The sequence below is a fragment of the Clostridia bacterium genome, from assembly GCA_036562685.1.
GTDB lineage: Bacteria > Bacillota > Clostridia > Christensenellales > DUVY01 > DUVY01.
Genome location: DATCJR010000091.1, coordinates 1 through 20,678, shown reverse-complemented (window position 1 = coordinate 20,678; position 20,678 = coordinate 1). Strand labels below are relative to the sequence as shown.

Annotated in this window: 22 protein-coding genes and 1 tRNA gene; 17 read left to right on the top strand and 6 right to left on the bottom strand. The window is 36.9% G+C overall.

The features are described from left to right. Positions 1-18 precede the first annotated feature (18 nt). The 12 genes from VIL26_04025 to VIL26_03970 all read left to right on the top strand — a co-directional run bounded on the left by VIL26_04025 (position 19) and on the right by VIL26_03970 (position 7,581). Positions 19-285 (top strand): hypothetical protein, encoded by a 267-nt coding sequence (locus VIL26_04025; GenBank protein ID HEY8390100.1) that lies wholly within the window; start codon positions 19-21, stop codon positions 283-285. Between the two features lie 175 nt (positions 286-460). Continuing rightward, positions 461-2,071, top strand: a complete 1,611-nt coding sequence (locus tag VIL26_04020) for a hypothetical protein (protein HEY8390099.1) — start codon at positions 461-463, stop codon at positions 2,069-2,071. Between the two features lie 12 nt (positions 2,072-2,083). After that, a complete protein-coding gene (locus tag VIL26_04015) occupies positions 2,084-2,263 on the top strand; it encodes a hypothetical protein (GenBank protein ID HEY8390098.1) in 180 nt (59 codons plus the stop codon). A 25-nt stretch (positions 2,264-2,288) separates the two neighbouring features. After that, complete coding sequence (locus VIL26_04010) at positions 2,289-2,552, top strand: hypothetical protein (GenBank protein HEY8390097.1); 264 nt, start codon at positions 2,289-2,291, stop codon at positions 2,550-2,552. Continuing rightward, the gene (locus tag VIL26_04005) at positions 2,545-2,940 is read left to right on the top strand and encodes a hypothetical protein (GenBank protein ID HEY8390096.1); all 396 of its coding nucleotides are present in this window, start codon (positions 2,545-2,547) and stop codon (positions 2,938-2,940) included. The genes VIL26_04010 and VIL26_04005 overlap by 8 nt, the downstream gene beginning before the upstream one ends. Then, complete coding sequence (locus tag VIL26_04000; protein ID HEY8390095.1) at positions 2,940-4,037, top strand: hypothetical protein; 1,098 nt, start codon at positions 2,940-2,942, stop codon at positions 4,035-4,037. Before VIL26_04005 ends, VIL26_04000 begins: the two co-directional genes overlap by 1 nt. A 14-nt stretch (positions 4,038-4,051) precedes the next feature. Then, positions 4,052-4,891, top strand: a complete 840-nt coding sequence (locus tag VIL26_03995) for a hypothetical protein (GenBank protein HEY8390094.1) — start codon at positions 4,052-4,054, stop codon at positions 4,889-4,891. Positions 4,892-4,950: 59 nt separating this feature from the next. Next, positions 4,951-5,295, top strand: a complete 345-nt coding sequence (locus VIL26_03990; GenBank protein HEY8390093.1) for a hypothetical protein — start codon at positions 4,951-4,953, stop codon at positions 5,293-5,295. 13 nt (positions 5,296-5,308) lie between these two features. Beyond that, positions 5,309-5,614: a hypothetical protein gene (locus VIL26_03985; GenBank protein HEY8390092.1), complete on the top strand. Its 306-nt coding sequence runs from the start codon at positions 5,309-5,311 to the stop codon at positions 5,612-5,614. A 12-nt stretch (positions 5,615-5,626) separates the two neighbouring features. Continuing rightward, a complete protein-coding gene (locus VIL26_03980) occupies positions 5,627-5,914 on the top strand; it encodes a hypothetical protein (protein ID HEY8390091.1) in 288 nt (95 codons plus the stop codon). A 1-nt stretch (position 5,915) separates the two neighbouring features. Further along, entirely contained in the window at positions 5,916-6,098 is a 183-nt protein-coding gene (locus tag VIL26_03975; protein HEY8390090.1) for a hypothetical protein, read from the top strand. A gap of 67 nt (positions 6,099-6,165) precedes the next feature. Further along, positions 6,166-7,581 (top strand): site-specific integrase, encoded by a 1,416-nt coding sequence (locus VIL26_03970; protein HEY8390089.1) that lies wholly within the window; start codon positions 6,166-6,168, stop codon positions 7,579-7,581. A gap of 306 nt (positions 7,582-7,887) precedes the next feature. On the opposite strand, the gene VIL26_03965 is transcribed toward VIL26_03970, so the two are convergent. The 3 genes from VIL26_03965 to VIL26_03955 all read right to left on the bottom strand — a co-directional run bounded on the left by VIL26_03965 (position 7,888) and on the right by VIL26_03955 (position 10,491). Next, a tRNA-Thr gene (locus tag VIL26_03965) sits at positions 7,888-7,963 on the bottom strand. Positions 7,964-8,135: 172 nt separating this feature from the next. Then, entirely contained in the window at positions 8,136-9,056 is a 921-nt protein-coding gene (locus VIL26_03960; protein ID HEY8390088.1) for an ATP-binding protein, read from the bottom strand. A 1-nt stretch (position 9,057) separates the two neighbouring features. Next, complete coding sequence (locus VIL26_03955) at positions 9,058-10,491, bottom strand: DnaD domain protein (GenBank protein ID HEY8390087.1); 1,434 nt, start codon at positions 10,489-10,491, stop codon at positions 9,058-9,060. 149 nt (positions 10,492-10,640) lie between these two features. Between VIL26_03955 and sbcD the strand changes: the two genes are divergently transcribed. Both sbcD and VIL26_03945 read left to right on the top strand, forming a co-directional pair. Continuing rightward, positions 10,641-11,774, top strand: coding sequence for an exonuclease subunit SbcD (gene sbcD, locus VIL26_03950; protein ID HEY8390086.1), 1,134 nt, complete (start codon positions 10,641-10,643; stop codon positions 11,772-11,774). After that, positions 11,771-14,473, top strand: coding sequence for an SMC family ATPase (locus VIL26_03945; protein HEY8390085.1), 2,703 nt, complete (start codon positions 11,771-11,773; stop codon positions 14,471-14,473). The genes sbcD and VIL26_03945 overlap by 4 nt, the downstream gene beginning before the upstream one ends. Before the next feature lie 7 nt (positions 14,474-14,480). On the opposite strand, the gene murA is transcribed toward VIL26_03945, so the two are convergent. Continuing rightward, entirely contained in the window at positions 14,481-15,734 is a 1,254-nt protein-coding gene (gene murA, locus VIL26_03940) for a UDP-N-acetylglucosamine 1-carboxyvinyltransferase (protein ID HEY8390084.1), read from the bottom strand. Between the two features lie 170 nt (positions 15,735-15,904). Between murA and VIL26_03935 the strand changes: the two genes are divergently transcribed. The 3 genes from VIL26_03935 (at position 15,905) to metA (ending at position 18,567) form a co-directional block, all read left to right on the top strand. Further along, positions 15,905-16,693: a hypothetical protein gene (locus tag VIL26_03935; protein HEY8390083.1), complete on the top strand. Its 789-nt coding sequence runs from the start codon at positions 15,905-15,907 to the stop codon at positions 16,691-16,693. 88 nt (positions 16,694-16,781) lie between these two features. Continuing rightward, a complete protein-coding gene (locus tag VIL26_03930; GenBank protein ID HEY8390082.1) occupies positions 16,782-17,465 on the top strand; it encodes a hypothetical protein in 684 nt (227 codons plus the stop codon). A 175-nt stretch (positions 17,466-17,640) separates the two neighbouring features. Further along, positions 17,641-18,567, top strand: a complete 927-nt coding sequence (metA, locus tag VIL26_03925) for a homoserine O-succinyltransferase (protein ID HEY8390081.1) — start codon at positions 17,641-17,643, stop codon at positions 18,565-18,567. A 32-nt stretch (positions 18,568-18,599) separates the two neighbouring features. Here the strand turns inward: metA and VIL26_03920 are convergent, their stop codons facing one another. Together VIL26_03920 and VIL26_03915 are read right to left on the bottom strand one after the other, a co-directional pair. Then, positions 18,600-19,247 carry a hypothetical protein gene (locus VIL26_03920; protein HEY8390080.1) on the bottom strand — a complete coding sequence of 216 codons (648 nt, stop codon included), beginning with the start codon at positions 19,245-19,247 and terminating at the stop codon, positions 18,600-18,602. Positions 19,248-19,333: 86 nt separating this feature from the next. Next, positions 19,334-20,089: a hypothetical protein gene (locus VIL26_03915; protein ID HEY8390079.1), complete on the bottom strand. Its 756-nt coding sequence runs from the start codon at positions 20,087-20,089 to the stop codon at positions 19,334-19,336. Between the last annotated feature and the right edge of the window lie 589 nt (positions 20,090-20,678).

The following is a 20,678-nucleotide window of genomic DNA, read 5'->3' as shown; positions in this document are numbered from 1 at the left end:
GATAAATATGAAAGGACTATGGACGGGACAATGGTGGTGGATTTAATCGGGAGTAAAGATAAGATTGATGTGTCTTGGGATTATCTATCGGACACGGACATGAAGCTGTTAGCTTCGGAATTACGCTCAGATGCGTTTGTTACTATTGATTATAACACTGCCGAAAAGACTGATATAAAGACAATAACAGCAAGAGGAACAGACCTTACATACATGCCGTATTATGACTGGGCAAGAAAGAGATTGATGTGGCAGGGCGTATCAGTTAGCTTTGTAGAGAGGTGAGCTAATAATGGAATATTCAGACAATCCACGTAAAGTATATGGACGTGTTGATATCATCTATAGCGACAGCCAGATAAACGACGATATCGTGCCTGTATCAAACAGTCTTGCGCAAATAAGTCATCCGGAGGAAGTGTTTAAAGGTTTTCTTCTGCCCACGGTCAAAGCATGTACAATGGACGGTAACGCATTAATGGATGATTCTTTTCAGATGCTGGATGAAAGTTGTGTTGTTGGATGGTGGAGTAAATCACTCAGTAACGAAAACGGTAATTTCTTAGGGACTAAGCCGTATCTGGAATTGTCATTCGTTCAAAGACCTATAATCTCTTGGATCATCTTAGGCGATGTAAAACTAAATCAATACCCCGTAGACTTCACGATTACATACTATACCGATGATGTAGAGATAACGACAGAGAGCATAACGGACAACAATAATATAGAAGTAAAGTTAGAGCCTATGATTGACGATATAACACGGATACGGCTGACTATATCTAAATGGAGCCTTCCCAATGCTTGTGCCAAGATCCTCAAGTTTTACGACAGGCTGTATGAGAGCTATCAGGGTGATGCCGTTGAGATGTTTGAAGTAAGTGAGGAACTGGGTTCAGCCGAGCTCAACTACAACATAACCTCAGACGCAATGACAGTGAGTATATATAACCATAACCGTAAGTTTGATAAAGGATATTTACGTACATTGATGATGCTTAATAGAAAACTCATCCCATATATCGGTATCGAAAAAGATGGGGGCATAGAGTACACCAAGCTAGGCACTTTTTATTCAGATGAATGGCAGATAAGCCAAGACAGCCAGTGGGTTAAGTGTTCAGCAACAGACAAGCTCATGCGGCTGCAGAACAAGACATATATAGGCTTCCCGTTTACTGAAAATGTGTCAATAAAAGAAATCACAGAGGATATACTCTCTAGCCTTGGTCTAAATAGCGATGGATATATAATATCTGAAAGCCTTGCTGATGTAATTATACCAAGTGCATACATGCCGAAATGCTCGTATTGGGACGCGCTTCAGGAAATAGCAAATTCAGCGTTATGCCGGATATATATAAATAGACTTGACCGTATAGTGATAGCAGATGAGAATAGCACAATTAAGCAAAGTGATGTTAATATACACAGCGGAAATATGTTCTCAGCATCATCTAATATAAGCCTGACTGAGTTTGCAAACGAGGTGAAGGTCGAGTACAGCGAAGTCCTAGTGTCTGAAGATATTATGACTGTTGCTCAAACACAAGTAACAATGACAGGTTTGGAGTCGATTGTGTTAAGCCTTGATTTTAGCTCTGAAATAGCAGACGCTTTTGTAGAGTCAGATAATCCATATCTAACAATATCAAATATTAAACTTGGTGTTAACGCAGGTGAGGTTACTGTAACTAATACAGACACACAAAACCAAACGGCAATAATAAAGGTTACAGGTAATGCCATATCTACAAATACAATGACAGTAAAGGCAAGAGATGAGGATAGTATAAAGCAATTCGGTGTAACAGAATATAGCCATTCAACAACAGCCCTTGTGCAAAGTTATGAACACGCAAATGGGATAGCTTTCAAACTATTGCAAAAACTTCGCCCAGGTGAGGGCGTTGTTACGGCCGTGTGGCAAGGTAATACCAAGCTAGACCTAACAGACGAATACACATATACCGACAGGTTCGAGGACAGCAAACAACTAGTTTGTGAGCATAATAGATTTATTTATGATGGCGGGCTTAGACAGGAAACTAGAGGGAGAAAGAAATAAAGGAGAAGTTAGATGGCGGATTGGAACGAGCCAAAGAGCGATTATACGGCGGGCAGTCAGGTGACACCCGCCATTTTTAATACTTTAGCGATAAACGAAAAACACCTAAAAGAAATATCTTGCAAGGTTGAAGTCAATAAGAAGACAGGCGAAATAAATACTGTCAACGGTCTTGTGTTTATGGAGGTGTGAAATTTTAACTATTATTCAGGGCGATGTGTTTGATGCGGAAATCGAGCTTGAGGGTGTTGAAGCTAACACAGTTGATAAAGTGCTGTTTTCTAGTAAGAGATTGAACATATCTATTGCAGCGCAGTTGACTAATCAAGGATATCTTGTACGGCTTGAAAAAGAACAGACGATTGCTTTTCCACCAGGGTTTTCAAGCTTTGATATAACTATATATTTCAAAAGTGGAGAGGTCATAACCGCCGAGCATAACGGACTAATAGAAGTTCTAAAGAAGGTAAACAGTGGGTGAGAATATAAAGTGCAATATCAAGAAAGGTGTAGATATACGGTGTAGTGTCACACAAAGAGATGAAGTTAGTGTCGCGCTGGATAAGGACATAACGGTTTCTGATGATTATCCTAGACTTACAAACAAGCCTAAGATTAACGGAATTGAGCTTAATGGCGATAAAGCAGCAAAAGAACTCAATCTTTTATCTTCTCGCCTCGGCGATTATGTTCAAGTAGATTTAGCTGATGTAATTGACGGCTCATATCTATTGGTGCTCTCATCGGCAGATAATGCCGAAAAGATAGCATTAAAAGAAATAACTGAAGGCAGGGTAAAAACAGCTGAGGTAATGCCAACTGACTTGCAGATAGGTAACTATGTATTTTTACTAAAGGGAGAAATCTAATGGCTCAAACAACTAAACAATATCAGATCATACAGAAGGTATCGGCAAGCGACTCATTGCTATTACATCCGGAGACCGATGCGGATATAGTGCTATATGATAACACAGAGTCAGCACTGACAGCAACAAACACAAAAACTGCTATTGATGAGATAGCAGCAAAGGTAAAATCAATTACTGACGGAGGGGTAGTTACTGGTGTTAAAGGTAACGCTGAGTCAGAGTACCGAAAAGGTCAAGTAAATATAACGGCTACTAATATCGGTGCTGAAAGCTTAGGTGCTGTTGACGAGCACAATATAAACTTAACAGCTCACAGCGATATAAGGGGATTAGTCAGTAATGCTCAGGGCAAAGCAGACAGTGCGTATGCGATTGCCGAAGGCAGACAAAAAGCCGGAGTATTTGAAACTGTCTCCAATATGACAACAGTACTTAAAACTGCTGATAGTACTGCATACAAGGTTGGTGACAACCTATATATAAAAGATATTGATGTGCCGGATTACTGGATAAGTGCTGTACTTGAAACAAATACAGGTACTTACGGGTACTATGAAATCAGCCGATTGGAAACAGCAAAGGTTGATTTGACTGACTATCAGACCATAACAGATTCAGCTTTCAGCACAACGGACAAAACAGTATCCGGAGCTGTCAATGAAGTTAAGGCTACAGCCGATTCAGCTAAGAGTTCAGCTACTGCAAATGCTTTCGATATATCAAACATTGTTAACGGCACAACCAAAGTACCTAAAGCCGCTGCTGCTGATACTGCAACGAGTTCAAATACAGCAAATATTGCTGGTAAATGGACGACAGCAAGAACGATTGATGTTAGCGTAGGTTCAGGGATTAAGAGTGACGGCTCAGCAATATCGGGGACTGGTTCACAAAGCATTGACGGTAGTGCGGACAAGAGTATTTCAATAGATCTTGGTGACAGCGGAATAACAGAAGGAACTTACAGTGCAATAGAGGTTAATTCTAAGGGCATTGCTATAGCGGGCGGGCAGATGATAGAGATAGGGGCTTCTGGACAAGCGACACCAAGCGCAAGCTTGGCTACAGGCGGTTTGTTCTTTAAGGTGATATAGAGGGAGGATGATTAATGGCGTACAGACCGAACATTAAGAACGCGGACGGCACACTGATTGATTTGCCTATTGAAGCAGAAATAGCCGTTAAGCTAAAGAGTTCAAGGAGCATAGGTTTGTCTGGAGTAACGGCAACAGCCCAATCTTTTAATGGCACATCTGCAATCACTATACCTATAACGTCAGTACCGGCTTCGCTTCTGACCGGAACAGGCAATATTGATATATCGGGTACTGCAAACAATGCGGATACATTGGATGGCAAGCACGCATCTGACTTTGCTACATCAACACAAGGCACGAGTTCGGATAATCATATTGCTAACACTGCTTTGCATATCACGGCTAGTGAAAAAGAAAAGCTAAGCGGGATAGAACTAGGGGCTCAAGCAAATACGATAACGGGAATTAAAGGTAATAATGAAACTAAATACAGGACGGGTAATGTTAATCTAACCGCATATGAAATAGGTGCAGCTTATGCAAGTCATCAACATTCAGCAGGTGATATGAACTGGACAGAAGTGTTTAATTGGCAGTGTCTGTTTACAAAATATAAAGATGCTAGTAGCGGTGGGACTTTGTCCTCGTATATAAGGTTTGATGACGGATTTACTATTCAGTGGGGATACTATACTCCTAGCGGCAGTTCGGGTGGTATGTATAGAGTTAATTTTAGAAAAAGCTTTTCAGACCTAAGATATACGGTATGTACTACATATGTAGGCGGAGAAGGCACAGCTAATTTTTATGGTTGGGTTTTTAGCTATAGTAAGGAAACGACTGGGTTTACACATAGGGGATATGGCGGAAACCCAACACAATGGATAGCAATAGGATATACATACGGTTAAGGGAGTAAGATATGGTTAAAGCAAGCTATGACACGAATAATATGATACTACGTGTATACATGGAAGATACGACGGACGAAGTGATTGAACCATATAAAGAGATTGACGATGATACCCTGTATGAAAGGTTTTTTTCAACACCTGGTGACAGGGCGTTGTTCTTTGAAGAAGACAGTATTGTTGAAAAAGATAGGATATTCCCTGACGAATTGGTGCTTTTAAATATACGCCTAAGAAGGGAAGAAGAGTGCTTCAGCATAACAGATAGAAGTCAAATGTGGTACAACACTGTTTACGTTAACTTTACGGACACACAGAAACAAGAGTTTCAAGATTGGTATACCGCTTGGCTAAATGCTCCAGAAACTAGGGTAATACCAGATAAACCAGACTGGCTAAAATAGAGGAGAAAGAAGATTGGATGTAATAACAATTATAATATCAGTGTTTGCAAGCGTCATATCGGGTATGGCGCTTTTCTTTTTGCAAAGATACTTTAAGCGTAAAGACAGACAGGACGAGGAACGAGATAAGGTTATAGCCAAAGAAAACATCCTTATCTTAAAATCAATTAATTCTGTTGGAAAGCTGACTTATGCAAATGCTCTTGCAATACGAGACGGAAAGCATAACGGTGAGATGCTGGATGCAATGGAAACTTACGCCGAAGTAAATGATGAACTTTATCAATATTTATTAGAGCAAAACGCTCACAAGAAATAGGGAGGTATATATATGGAAGAGTATTTGAATTTAATAAGTGTGCCTGGTATAGCGGCAGTGGTGTATAGCGTGATGGAGATAATAAAGCATGCAGTCAAGGGGAATGAAATCTTTAAACAAATAATTCCCCTTTTGTCAGTAGCGCTGGGAGCAGGTATAGGATTAATAGCCTTTTATGCGATGCCAAGCATTGTCCCAGCTGACAATATATTAATGGCTATCATCATAGGTGGTGCTAGTGGTCTTACCGCAACGGGAACTAACCAGATATTTAAACAACTAAGCAAGGGAAAAGAATGATATGAAAAGAATGAGAACGATTAATGAAGCTATGCGTGAGATAAAAGAGCTTGATGCTGGCACATCTGTAACGGCAAATGGCATCAGGATATTATGCAAACAAAACCTTATACACTATGCCCTTATAGGTAAAAAGTTCCTTATAGACCTTGATGATTTAATAAGATATTTATGTGGGAAATAGCCTCTTTTCTCTAGACTTTATCAGATGATAACGGTATTGTTTGTACTAACAAAAAAGGGGGTTATTTATGGCAACAGTAATTAGACAAATTAGAAAGAAAGGCATCAATTACCGTATCCAAGTTCCTGTCAAGGATGAAAAGACCGGTAAGTACAAAACAGCCACAACGACATGGGAGCCACCAAAAGGACTTACAAAAAGAGATCAGGATAAGGCTGCTGAAGCTTTCGCATTGGAATATGAAAAACATGTTAAAGCAAATTTACATAATCCGTTTAACATAGATGAAAATGCAACGCTAAAAGAATACAGCGTAATATTTCTTGACTATATGGAAAAACACACATCGGCAAACTACCATTCATCCTGCCAAACCCACACCACTCTCATATTAAGCATCTTAGGGAACTATAAGCTAAACGAACTCAAACCGTTAGTAACACAGAACTTCATTGATAACCTTTCTAGCCTTACATATGTACAAACAACGGTAACACCCAAAGCTATGATAAGAAAGAAAATTAAGGATAGGAAACTGAGCTTGTGTAAATTCGCAATGCTTGCTGGAATATCTGATGCCACATTAAAAAGTGCTGTAAGCGGAAAGAATGTAGCTTTGGAATCGGCTGAAAAAATAGCTAACGCACTTCAAAGCTCTGCAGATGAACTGTTCACAATCATCAACGAAACAAGACATTATTCATCTGAAACACTTGCTAAAATCGTGAGAATATTTAAGCACATGCTGTCCTTGGCAAAGAGGTTTGAAATACTAGATAAAAACTATGCCTCAGCAGAATATGTCAAAGGTATACAAGGAATACCGAAAGAAAAAGAAATCATGGATTTGGACGACACTCTGGATACTCTTGAATGCATTGAAAAGGAAAAGGACTTAAGAGCTGTTACAGCAGTAATGATAGGTATATATATGGGCAGACGACGAGGTGAGGTGGCAGGGTTGCAATGGTCAGATCTTGACCTGGAAAATGGCATTATGGATGTCAAGAGGTCAAGAACATCAGTGGCAAGAAAAGGTGTCATCGAAAAAACCCCGAAATCTGAACACTCCGCAAAATCATATTCAATGCCTTCCTCGCTTACAAATCAGCTCAAAAAATACAAAGCCTGGTGGAATGATTATGTTGAGAACATATTAGGCGATAGGTATCAGGGACTTCCCTACTTGTTTCTTCAGCTAAGCGGAAAACCAGTGCACCCATCAACTATATACGGATGGTGGAAAAAGCTTCAGAAAAAATACAACCTCAAAGATGTCGACTTTCATTCCTTACGCACGACTAACATATCGATTCAATACGCATCAAATTTAATATCGAGTGAAATGATAGCGGACAGAGCAGGACATGCTAACGATAAGGTCACAAAACAAAAATACAGAAAAGTGTTCCAAAATGATGATAAGAGAGCGGCAGAGATTGTAGATGAAATATTCTCAAGAGAACATGTGGTAACACGCTAAAATATTATATAGCCGAGCCTATCATAATGCTGATAGACTCGGCTTTTTTTTGTACTAATTATCGTACTTATATTTTACCGATAAAACTTACAAAAACAAACACAGACACACAGCAAGGATTTACACCTATCAAATTTCGTACTCGTTTCGTACTTATTTTTTTATATAGGTTAAACCAAAACTTGCTAATGGCAAAAAAAGTACGAAAATTTTAGAAAAAAGTACGAAAGTAAAAAAGTATGATTTTGCCAAAAATTGCGATAAATAGAGAAAAACCGCCCATTTCGAGCGGTTTTTTGCCATTTTTGGAGCTACTGATGGGAATCGAACCCATGACCTCGTCCTTACCAAGGACGCGCTCTACCGACTGAGCCACAGCAGCATATTTGGTTTTTTTGGTATGAGTACATCCTTACCAAGGAGGTGCTCTACCGGCTGAGCTACATCAGCATAAGCCGTTTGCCTATTAAATTGCAATGCTTATAAATTATAATATATCGTATAAATGTTGGCAAGTATAAATCGGCAATTTTGGTGTTTTTGTGAGCTGAAAATTATTGGTTATTCTTTTTATTAAGCCTTATATCTTTTCCTTCTAAAGACAAGAACAACGAATCGGCTTTGTTGTTAAGTCTAGAAAATATTCTTTCGCCGTATCGACTTAGTATTTCGTCTTGAGTCAGGTTTGTGGAAATAAGCGTATGCTGCTTGTTGATTTTACGCTCGTTTATTATGGTGTATAAATACTCTTGACTTACATTGCGATAAACAGGCTCAGTTCCCAAATCGTCGATAATCAGCAAATCGCATTTTAAAAGCGGTTCTATAAATTGAGATTTTTGCTCTATATCTGCCGTATGACTTTTTAAAAATATATTATTAAGCCCAAAAGCCGTTGTAAAGAAAACATCAAATCCAGCCATAGATAATTCGGTGGCTATTGCGCTGATAAGATAAGTTTTTCCCGTTCCGGTAGCACCTGAAAAAACCATTAAGTTAATTGCCGTGTTAGGGAACTTAGAACAATATTGTTTCATTTTGTCATAAGTATCACTCATGACTTTTCTTTGGTCTTGGTCTTTAAAAACGCTAAGATCGCATTTTTCAAAATCGCATTCTATGTTTTTGGGAATACCGCAAATATCAGATATGTGTTTTTTTACTTCTTGTTTTACACACAAGCATAGCTTGCCGTTTTTATAGCCTGTATCTTGACAATTTTTACACTGATATTGAGGAGTTATGATAAGACCTAGTTTTTTTAAAAGTTCTTCCCTAGTTTTTTGAACTTCAGTTAATTTTGCCAATAATTCTTGAGTTGAATTTTTGGCGTATTCGATATTAAGAGCTCTATATTTTTTTTCAAGTTCAAAGAACTCTTTATCATCAAGAGCTTTTTGATAATTAAACTCTGCCAACATTTGCGCCCGCATGCGCCTGTCTTTATATTGTTCTAAGATATCTTTCAAAATCATATTAAAATTCTACCTTAGTGATATCATCTATTAGCGCATTAAGTTCTTGTTGAGTATATTTTCTCTCGTTTTGCATTTTTGAAGTTGTTTGAGTATCCAAAGCTGTGGAAGGGAAATGAAATGCTTTTGCCTGTTCAAGCGTTGTGATTTTTTGGTCATACCATGTTGACAGAATTTTATTCATATAAGCCATAGGCGAAGCTGTGCCTCTTGCTTTGGAAGCGCAAAACAAAATCAATTCATCACTCATTCCCCAAGAATAAGTCCAAGTCCTGTAGCTGTCTCTATCCCAGCTTGTGATATTTTTTTCTATTCCTAAAGCTTCAAAAATTTCGCTTATCTTTTTGTCAATAACGCTCAATCTTTCCAGATGTGAAATAATGCTGTTTGCGCTGACTAGTCCTTGTTTGTAAAGTTTTCCGATAAGTCCATTCATGCCGTCAAGCGTGCGGATATTTTTTCTAAAACATGCATCAGCGATCAATAATAGCGCATCTTCTTCAAAGCCCTTTGAAATCCAATCATTGATATAGGTTTCTATAATATAGTCTAATTGTTCGTAATATACGCCAATAGTGCGGTTGATTTTTCGCGCAAGAGCATACAGCTTCTCGCGGTTATTTTCAAATGCTTCTATCTCTTGGATAGTCATCATTTTGTTTTCATAGTATTTTGTAAGTTCACTGTTGAGTTTAGTGAATCCGCCTTTTTTCACTCTTTGAGCAACTGTCAAAATAGTGTTTTGGTCAAACAAAAATTCTTCTTTCCATTTTAGATACATAGCTCTTTCGTCAATATCGGCTTTTTTACGGCTGCCCAAAGCTTTCATTACAAGAGATAACTCTTCAGATACTTTGTCATACTCCAGGATTTTTTCTTCTACTCTTTCGCATGTGGTAATTCCGGCGTTTGCCCAGTTTCTTGCCACAGCCAAAACATATCTATAATTTATATTTCCGCCTTTTAGGTCGATGCAGTATTTTGCAATAAGCAAAAAAGCTTCAGGTTCTATATGATAGGTCTCAATAGCATTGTAGTATTCGTTAAATTCATTAGGCAAAATTTCGCGGTCAAACATTGCCTCTAATTGCATATTAAAGTCATGATATTTTGTCGCACTGTATTTTTTCACATTGAGAGCATTTTTAGGCGGCAGGTACTTTACGCAAAAAGGATTATGCTGAACAATGGAAACAAGTCCCAATTCTGCCCAATATGTAAAAGCATCGATTATTTCTGATGGCTGCATATACAGCGTGCGCGCCATAGCTTCCAGATCATTATCAGGAGTATGAGAATGTGAGCATAAAAACAATCCGTAAACATACACCTTGATACACATATCGGGAGCTTGCGGAAGGTATTCGGAAATAAACAGGTTATCAAGACCTGTATAGCTGTCCAAAAGATATTCGCTTGAAAAACTTGCAAACATTATACTAACCCCTGAAAAGATATATGGGAATAAATAATAGCATTTTTTAATATAAACTTCAAGTCTATACAAAAACAGTATTTATATTAAAATCTTTGTTTTTTTCTAATGCATTGTTCTAACCTCTTAATTGTGTTACAATAAGAGCTATGAAAATACTTCATACAGCCGATTTGCATCTAGGCAAAAAGCTCTTCAATGTCGATAGGCTGGAAGAGCAGCAAGCCGTAATGGATGAAATAATTGAAATAGCGGACCGCGAAAAGGTGGATATTGCGCTTATTGCAGGCGATGTTTTTGATACAGCATTGCCTTCAGCTGCTGCAGAGAGTTTGTTTTATGAAAGCATGGTCAAGCTAGGCAGGCTTTGTACCGTCGTTGTCATCGCGGGCAATCATGACGATCCGGTAAGACTGTCCGCAGCCAAAGAGATGGCTTTGTACTGCAATATCGTAATAGCCGGCGAACATGATATAACTTATTCGGCAAAAAAGATTACAGCAGGCAAGGGTTATATCCAAATGGACATAAACGGCGAAAGAGCGGTAATCAATCTTTTGCCTTATCCGTCTGATTCAAGGCTGGGCGATGTTATAGATCCTAATTCAACTTATATAGACAGGGTAAAAAATCGGTTATATGAAGGGGCTTTGGGCTTTAGAGAGGATACGATTAATATTAATTTAAGCCATCTTTTTTGTGTAGGCGGTGTAAAAGAAGGTGACGAAAGAGAGATCGAATTGGGCGGTGCACGCATTATCCCGATAGATACTTTTCCAAAAGCGCATTATACCGCACTAGGTCATATACACAAGCCTCAAACTATATCCAAAACTAATAATATTTATTACAGCGGATCAATAATGCCGTATGCTTTTGATGAAAGCAATCAAAAGTCCGTAATTATAGCTGATATTGATAAAAATGGAATAAAAGATCTTAAGCGTGTTCCTATTACAAAATACAAGTCTCTTATAAGATTGGCGGCGGACAATGTAATGCATGCTATGGAAATGCTTGAAAAAAATAGTGAAAAATGGGTTTGGCTTGACTTGAAGCTGCAAGAAAGTTTGACCGACAGCGACAGCAAAGCATTAAAGGCGTTTCCCAATTTATTGCGGCTTCAGCTAATACTGCCTGAACGAAAAAAGATTAATTTAAAAGACAGAATCCAAAAGAGCGACAGGCAAATTTTTATTGAATATTACCAAAGTCAATTTGGCACACAGCCAAAAGAAGAGCTGATTAATCTGTTTTTAGAGATCATGGAGAGTAATGTATGAAACCCCTTAGACTGCGCATTAAGGGCATAAAAAATTATATAACCGAACAAATAATAGATTTTGAAAGCCTTTCTAGCGAAGGCGTTTTTGGAATTTGCGGAAACAGCGGCAGCGGAAAATCAGCTATTATTGACAGCATAATAATCGCCTTATACGGCGACCTTCCTAATAACTTGAATTATCGCAATTATGATATTGTCAATCTTACGGACAAAACCGCCGAAATTGACTTTGTCTTTTCGCTTAATGTAGGCAATCAAAATAAAATCTATCAAATATCAAGAAAGCTGCAGCCTTATAAAAGCACAAAGATGGTTGCGGAAATTTTTGATATAACGGATAAAAAGATTTCTTTGGCGGAAGGTGTAAGAGATGTCAATAACTATGTTACCGATCTTCTAAAGCTTAATGTTAACGATTTTGCAAAATGCGTGGTCTTGGTTCAAGGAGAATATGACAAATTCATTTCTCAAAACGATTCCGCCCGCAAGCAGATGATAGGCAATATTTTTTCTTTGGACAAGTATGGGGAAGAACTTAATAAAAAAGTTTTGGAGCAAAAAAGAGAATTAGAAAGTACGCAAAAGATTCATGAGAGCATACTAGAAAGCCTTGGACATATCGACCAAAAAACAATAGATGATAAAACCAAAGAGCTGAAAGATTTACAAGACGGACAAATTAAGATTACACAAAAAAAGAAAGAATTGGAAAAATCATATTTTGAATTGGAAAAGAGCTATAAAGAATTTATTGAATACCAAAAGCTTGCATCCGAAATTCAAAATATAAAAAATGATATTGAACTAAAAAAGCATAATATCGAGAAGCTTTCAATTGATTATCAGGCGGCGGCAGAGGCGACAAAACAGCAAACAGAGCTCACTCAAAAAAAAGAGCAATTAAAATCATATATAGATTCTTTAAATAAAAACAGCGGTATTGAAGCAAAGATCAAGATCTTAATAGAAAAAAAGCAAAAAAAGGCCGAAGAATACAAAAAAATTAGTGCTGATATAAAAAGTTATACACAAGAATTAGAAAACACAGAAAAAGCGCAAAATGATATTTCCATTTTAATACAAGAGCAGTTAAAATTATTGGAGCAGTCCGCAAAAATTACTCTTGAATTTGATGATAACCTGCCTGTAAAAATTACAGAAGAATACAGTGCTTTTTCTAAAAAAACAGAAAAATTTAAGGACTTGTCCAAGCAGTTAAAAGAAGTTATAGAAAATATTCAATCGAAACAGCAAGAGTTGGATGCGCTTGTTGCCATACAGGCTAAGAGTTTAAAAGAGCAGCAGCAATGCAAAAAAGATTTAGACGAGAAAAAAGAGCAATATGAGCATATTTCAATGCATAATGCTGCATCGCTGTTAAAAAGTCGAGTGAGTATCGGCGATCATTGCCCGGTATGCAACAATATAATTACGCAGTTACAGCAAGATAATGAAAACAACCAAAACATAGACGACATAAAAAAGCAGATAGATTTTTTTGAAAAAGGGCTTTTTGACATAAACGCCACAGTTGCTGCCAACGCTCAAAAAATCAGCACCCTAGAAAAAGAACTTGAAGAAAATAAAATAAAAGAAAAAACAATACAAGAAGAACTAAATAGTTTTGACTATGACTGTTCCAAAATTAATGATATTTTTAGTGAAGTTAAAGAAAAATGCATAAAGCTAACAGATCAGCTAAATAAGGGAAAAACCAAAAAACAAGAGATGACCAAAACCTTAGATGTTTTAAAACTTACCTTAAAAACTATTGAGCAAGAGGGAAAAGACTTAAAAGAACAGATCAATGAATTAGAAAGCACTCTAAAAGAAATTTTGGGTTCTTTTGACAGCCTGCATACAGCGCTAAAGTCTTCTGAAATAGTCTATAAAGAACTTGATGAAAAAATCAAGAAAATAATAGAAACAGAAAGAGCAGCCGAAAGAGCGTTGACACAAGAAAAGTCTGAATTAGAAAAAGCTCAGATTAAGCTGGAAAGCTTGATTCGTGAGATTTCCAAACTTAATTCAAAAGAAGTAAATCAAGATCAGTTACATGCTGAAAAGCAAAAATTAGATGATCACACGAAGCTAGAGAGAGAATATACACAAAAAATTGGTGCGTTGACCGGAGAAATAGAACGACTAAAAAACGATTTAATCAAATATAATCATACACAAAAAGAGCTTACCAAAACTCAAAAAAGGCTTGACTTGGTCAAGGAACTCCATAAGCTTACCCAAAGTAATAAACTTATGGAGTTTATGGCTCAGGAGTATATATATGAATTCACATATACAGCTAGCGAATATCTCAACAAATTGACTATGGGACAGTTCGAATTAGAATATGATAACGGTTTTTATATCAAAGACTATCTCAACAGCGGTCAATACCGCAATGTAAGCACAGTGTCAGGCGGCGAGAAATTTTTGGTTTCGCTGTCTTTGGCAATCGCTATTTCTCGCGCACTTTCTAGACGTGCTGGAGCGGCGGCGGTTGAGTTTTTATTTATTGACGAAGGATTTGGAACATTGGATTCTGATCTTATTGATACTGTAATGGATACTCTTGACAAATTGAAAGGTAATTTTATTATCGGCTTGATTTCTCATCGTCAGGAACTTCAGCAACGTTTGCCTAAAAAACTTATTATTGCCAAACATGACGGAGACTTGACAATCTCTCAAGTTTAAAAATCTATTATCCGTAATAGTCTATTACCGCGTTAATATTAGACAGCTTGCCTACAATATCCTGATATCCGCGGCTGATATAATTATCTCCGCTGATTATTGATACACCGCGAGCGCTAAGTGCCGCACCTATCAAGGCAGCACCTCCTCTAAGATCGCTTGCCGCGAGCTTGGACGGTTCTAGCTTTTCAACTCCTTCTATTACGGCAGTATTGCCTTGAATATTGATTTTGGCACCCATTAGATTGAGTTCTTCTACTTGTCTGAATCTGTTTTCAAATACTGTTTCTGTTATTGTGCTTACTCCATTACAGATCGCCATAAGACTGAGCATAAGCTGCTGCAAATCAGTAGGAAATTCGGGATGCGGTCCTGTAGTGATATGTGCGGATTTTAGCCTGCGATCTACAGATATTTTTATTATATTATGCTCATAAGCGATTTTCGCGCCCATTTCCTTTAAAACAGCGATCACTTTGGTAAGGTCATCTGCTTTTGCGTTTTTTAATACCAGATCTCCGCCGCAAATACAGCAATATATCAAAAATGTGCCTGCTTCTATATGGTCTGGCGAAATTGTGTAAGGTGTGATTTGAACAAGCCTTGACACTCCGTTTATAGTTATAGTAGGAGTACCCACACCTTGAATGTCTGCACCTATCGAAATCAAAAAATTAGCCGCATCAATTACATTTGGTTCGGTTGCGGCATTTTTGATTACTGTTTTGCCTTTTGCCCGCACAGCAGCAATCATCAGATTGACCGTTGCCCCCACAGACGGGTAGGGCAGAGTAATATCGCCGCCTGATAGTTCTCCATAGCTATTGAGAAATATTTTATCTTCAACCATACGGCATTTTACGCCCAAAGCTTCAAAACCGTCTAAATGGTAGTTGATAGGGCGTGAGCCGATTTTGCAGCCGCCCGGCATGCTTACGCAGCCCATTCCGAATCTGCCTATAAGCATTCCCATAAAATAGCTTGCTGCTCTTATGCTGTGCATTTTGGGATGAGTTGCGAAACAGCTGTTTAGGGTGTTTGGTTCTATGACCATTACTCCATGGGCGTCTAAGTGAGTACGACATCCCATAGAATACAGTATCTCACGCATATCAAAAATATCTTCGATCAAAGGAACATTGTGCAATTCTACAGGCGAATCGCATAAGCAGGCAGCAGCAATGATAGCAAGAGTTGCATTCTTGCTGCCGCTGATAATAACATCTCCTTCAAGTCTTTGTCCGCCGTTTATCATTATCATACCTTTAGTATGAATAGACCTTTTGAAATTATTCTGTTTTTTTGCACCTTTTTGGCGATGTATAAAAGGTCTTTTTAAGGGAAACTTTTAAGTTTTTTAGTATAGAGCTAAATTCTGTGGACATAATTCATATATTGACCTCAAAGAATTCAAAAGGTTGGTTAGGGATTATGACTCAAGAATTAACAGGCAGTATAACTTTAAAAAGAGGTGATGAAGTTTTTTTGGATAACGTCAGTCTTAAAATTAATCAAGGCGAAGCAATGGCATTGTTGGGAGAAAACGTTCCGTTAAAACGGCTTTTTTTAAAAATCATTGCAACCCAAAAAAAAGACATTGTGTTGCTGATAGAAGATGATACGGTATTGTCTGATATTATTTTGAGTAATTCAGACCGATATATTTTACGCACCAGCGTTTTGTTTGGGACTTTTGACGTTACCGAATATCTTGAATACAAATTTTCGCATCTTGAGTTGCCGCGCGCTCAAAGGCTTGTAATTATAAAAGACAGACTTACAAGATTTGGACTAAAAAATTACGCTAATGTTAAACTAAAAAATCTAACATCTTATCAGGCTGCTTTGTTAAACATTGTCGCACAGTCCACCACCTCAAAAAAAATAATTATTATTGATGCAGATAGTTTTTTAAATGAAGAAATAAAGCCATATCTAGAAAGAGCGGTATATGGACTCAAAAGCTTAGGTTATGGAGTGATCCTGTCAGTATGCCAAAAAGAGCTTTGTTCTATAGCAGGCATAGACAGATTAGGTAAAATTGAAGACGGGAAAATAAAGGAATTACCTCCGCCCATAATAAAAGGGGATAATAAGCTGGTTAATCAAGGTTTAATTGCAAGATGGCGTCTGTTTTTAAAACGGCTAAGACAAAAATTGGGAAAGTCGCACAAAAAAGTACCTAAGCCCGAAATTGTCCAGCCGAAAGATGAATTTTAATGTAATTTTAATCTTTTTTTAATATGATGTTAATGCTTTTTTTTTAGGGATATAGTATATTTATACTGTAACAAAGGCAGGTAACATCATGAAATTGTTAAAATGGTTATTAAAAATTATATTAGGTATAATATCATTCTTTGGAATTGCGGTTGCGATGAGCGTACCCATTGTTCCAATGGCAATATTTGCAGTCAAGTGGGCAGGATGGACTTTGCCCATATTCGCTAAACTTCCTTTCTGGACACCGTATGCATTGGCTGCAGCAGGCGGCTTGCTTATCACAATAATTATTAAGACATTGCCTGTAAAACGCAACTTCAAAAAGTTCATAACCGAATTGATTTTGTTCGGAGGAGTTTTTGCAGGATTGTTCTATGTTGCTCAGACATATTTTTATTATTATGAAATAGTTACTTCTGATATGATAAGCAAAGCATTTTACTTTACTCATTTTGGTTTTATACCCACATTATTAAAGAACAATGTTTATACTATGTTGACAGCGGCAGGCTTATTGTTCATATTCTTACTTGTTGCTGTTATGAGCAGAGCTTTGCGCAACAAACAAAAACTTGAAGCACAGCTTATGGCTCATTCTAAAAGACCTATAGCACATGCAACTACTCCTACCAATGTAGTAAGCTCGACAGATGGAAGCAAAATAGTTGATTATAAAGCAAAAAAATATGTAAGAGATATCTGGGGCAACTATATTGAAGAAGAAGATTATAATGCAAGAATAAACGAAACAAAAAATCGACGCTTATAACCTCCTAAAACCACAACATATACTAAAATTTTTTGCTCCGTCTGCATCCAGAACTGATGCAGACGAATTTTTTTATATTCCTAATTGTGTTTTTTTGAACAATTGACAAAAAATCTTTATTCACTTATTATATATAAAATAAAAAATGCTAAAAAATAAGAGGTTGGTTTAAGATATGCCGGTTAATGTTACGGGAGAATTGCCTGCGGTCAAAGCACTGCAAAAAGAAAACATATTCGTTATGACGCAAGAACGGGCGACTTCACAAGATATTCGTCCGCTAAAAGTTATTATTCTTAACCTAATGCCTGTAAAGGAAGTAACCGAAAATCAGCTTTTGAGATTGATTTCAAATTCACCTCTTCAAGTTGATGTTGTGCTGCTTAGAACAGAAAGCTACGACAGCAAGCACACTGCAATGTCTCATCTAGAGCAATTTTATAAAACATTCAGTCAGATAAAAGACGAAAAATTTGACGGTCTAGTTATAACAGGCGCTCCTGTGGAAACCATGGATTTTTCCAATGTAACGTATTGGGATGAACTTACCGAAATTATAAAATGGGCTGACACCAACGTTTTTTCAACATTATATATATGTTGGGCTGCTCAAGCTGGACTTTATTATCATTATGGCATTCCAAAATATCCTTTGCCCAAAAAAATTAGCGGAGTGTTTAAGCACACTCTTAATTCTAAGCTCAATCCCATAGTAAGAGGATTTGACGATATCTTTTTGGCTCCGCATTCAAGAAATACAGAAGTAAGGCGTGAAGATATATTGAAACATCCTTCATTGGAGATATTGTCCGAATCTGATGAAGCTGGCGTGTATATAGTAGCGTCCAAAAATTTAAGACATATTTATGTTACAGGCCATAGTGAATATGATGCAGATACACTTCACAATGAATACATGAGAGATATTGGAAAAGGACTCAATATTGATATACCCAAACATTATTATATAAATGATGAAGTAGGCAAAATACCGCCTATGACATGGAGAAGCCATTCTATGCTGTTGTTTAACAACTGGCTCAATTACGCGGTATATCAAGAAACTCCTTACGACCTGTCAAAATTACCTCGAAACGAATAAAAACAAGCCCTGGGAAATTTTATCCAGGGCATTTATTTATCTATTATGCAGTTGTTATACAGCAGATCTTTTAACGGCTGGCTTTTAGCTGTATTATAGAAATATAGCAATTTAAGATTAAAATCAATAAGGTCTTTGTCATCTACAATCATCAATCCAGCACCGTCTTGTATCAATATCATATTGGATACTATCATAAATGTTCTTTTGTTTCCTAAAGAAAACAATTGATTACTGCATCCGTATAAAAAGCACTCTATTGCCTGCTGGGTTTTGGTGCCGTTATTAAGAATTTTTTCTAGGTCTGATATTACTTTATCTTTGTTAGGCGGCGGTAAAATATTTTTTCCGCTTACTTCCATTTCTGTTTCTCTTAAAGTTCCGACGCAAAAATCTTCAATAGATTTTAGCACCAAAGAATTGATTGTACATAACAGTTCAAGATTGATTTGAGTATCAATATTGTCTAGTGTGTAGTCCCATGCTGTTTTTAGGTCGTTGATAAGCGCAACACTGCTTTTGCTGATTCTTGTAACATCGATACCGTCCAAAATGGCTTTTGTTTCTGCAAGCGAAATATTGATGCCTTCTAATCTCGCGCTTGAATAAATGCTTTTTGTAACTAAGTTTTTTGCCAAAGCCAGGTTTTCTTCTTTTGATAGACGATATTTGTTTTCCACCAAATTTGCTCCTTTGCCGCAAAAAACGCGACGGATTGGAAATATGGATAGTTTAAATATATTCTATCGTTTGAGCAAAAATACAGTTAATTTCTTTGATAATTGAGAGCGTTTTCTTCTACGCTTACGAGCACCATGCCGTTAGGGGTTTTTCGATAATATTCTAATCTATCTGGATATTCTGCGATAAAAAGCGAAGGATCTTTTCGAGTGCGGTACAGCTTGGCAGGTTCTTCAACCGCCACATCATAATTATTGCTACTATATGATTTTAGATCAGGAATATTTAGTGTTTCTTTTATCTCTGGCACGACTTCATAAGTGGTATTAAACCACTCTGCGTTGCGTTTTTGTCGTCTTTGTTGAATGTCCTTAGGGCTTACATAAGGCATATCGTCAAATTCGGGATGCTTTTTTTGCTGCTTATAATCTACATATTTTGGTTTGACATTTTGAGGCTTAGGCGATTCAACGTATTCGTCATAAACCTGATCATATTCTAAATTAGTGCGTTTTTGGGGTTTATGAAAGATAGACCATCTTTTCTTCTTTTGAGGTTCTGATTCTTGGTTTTTAAGTTCTTTTTTAGATTTTTTGGGCTTAGGATTAAATAACTTTTTTAGGCAAAGCAAAAAGCTCAAAATTACGCCGCCAGATACCAGCACGATAAAATGAGGCATGTATTTTTGAAAAGCAAACAGCCCGGCAGCAGAACATACTGTAAATATTAAGGCAAACAAAAGCGGAATCCATAAATATAGCTTAAAAATCATATAAGAAATGATTTTTGCAAGCCCTTCTAGAATCGCTTTTGTAATTTTCCATAATATCCTTAGTATCATATATTAATTATAACATGCAAAAATCGGTACTTCAATAGCAATAAAAATTTTTAATGTAATTTTAATTTTGCTTTATTGATTAAACTCTAAAAATCTGTTTTTTGTGTTATGATTTAGATATTTTTAATACTTTAAAGGTGCCTTTTATGGCCTAAAATTCTTTTTGACTTTAAAACAGCTATAAATTCATTTAATTCCAAAAACGAGTATTATGATAGTTGTCACTTTTTAAGAAAAAATCAAAAAATCAGTTGGTTATAATGTGATTGATTATTAAAAGATTGACAATGAGATATAAAAAAATAGCCGTTTTTACTAGAATGCTAGATAAAAACGGCTTTTTTTGGAGCTGATGAGGGGATTCGAACCCCTGACCTGCTGATTACGAAGAAAAAAGACGGTTTTTTAAAAACCGTCTTTTTTTAATGGCTATTTTAGATAGCAATATCTTGTTTTAATATATTGTCTGAAAGTCTTTCAGCATTTTCTATTTGTTCTTTTATTGAAGTTGCTATAATATAAGCCATTTTAACTGGAACGGCATTACCGACCATTTTATAACCATCTTCTAATTTATCATAATAGAAAA